Source organism: Streptomyces sp. NPDC032472, from assembly GCF_040636955.1.
Classification (GTDB): Bacteria; Actinomycetota; Actinomycetes; order Streptomycetales; family Streptomycetaceae; genus Streptomyces.
The window spans coordinates 1-1,009 of the sequence record NZ_JBEZVK010000224.1; the positions used below are offsets into that span (position 1 = coordinate 1).

Below are 1,009 nucleotides of genomic sequence, written 5' to 3' on the forward strand. Positions count from 1 at the left end.
GCCTTCCTCGCGCTCAGGCACCACGTTGTCGGCGGGCGGACATCGTCTGTCGACTCGGCGAAAGCGAAAGCGAAAGCGAAAGCAGGTATCGGTATCGCACTGCTGGCTGGCGCCATCGCCGTCATGAACCCAACCCTGCCATTTCCGGGTGGGTGGGCGCTCGTGCCGACGGTTGCGGCGTACTTGTTGATCGACGCCGGTTCCAGCGCGCCGTTCGCACAGAGCGTGCTATGCAGCCGGCCGCTGGTAATGGTCGGTCTCATCAGCTACCCGCTCTATTTGTTTCATTGGCCGATGCTGTCGGCGCTCCGGATCATGAGTAGCGGTACCGCGCCAGTGCTGTGGCGTGCCTTGGCGTTGCTGGCCTGCTTTCCACTCGCATTGTTGACGTATCTATATCTGGAAACACCGATCCGGAAATCCCGTTACCCGAGGCTGACCGTCGCAACGCTGCTCGCCCTGATGGCCGGATGCGCCTATGCGGGCTACAACGATTATTCACGAGGCGGCCTGGAGTTTCGCATGTCGCGAATGGTAGGCGCGTTTGCCGATGGGGTGGACTTCGACAGGGACCGGCTCTGGCGCCGCGGGCAATGCTATCTCGAAGGAGACGATCAAGGATTCAGCCCGGCTTGCGTGGACGGCGGATCGGGGCCTGTCGTCATGCTTTGGGGAGATTCGCGTGCCGCAGCGCTGTCTCCGGGCTTGCGCAGTGCGAGTGCCGAACGCGGTATTCGATTCGCGCAGTTCAGTACGTCCGGCTGCCCGCCACTCGTCGATGGCGGCGACAAGCGATGCAAGGAATCCAACGCCCAAGTGCTCGGCCTCGTGCAAACGATCAAACCAGCGACCGTGCTGCTGACGGCGAACTGGAGTTCTGATCGCCTGCATGCGCTTCCCGCTACGGTCAACGCGTTGCGTAGCTCTGGCGTCAGGCGGATCGTGCTGATCGGCCAGGTCGCCACTTGGCAGAGCTCGCTTCCCAAGCTGTACTGGCTTTACTGGCGCG

1 protein-coding gene is annotated in these 1,009 nt (G+C 62.5%); it reads left to right on the forward strand.

The features are described from left to right. Positions 1 to 1,009 (forward strand): acyltransferase family protein (locus AB0F11_RS38355; RefSeq protein WP_362184527.1); only part of this gene is annotated, 1,009 nt, incomplete at both ends.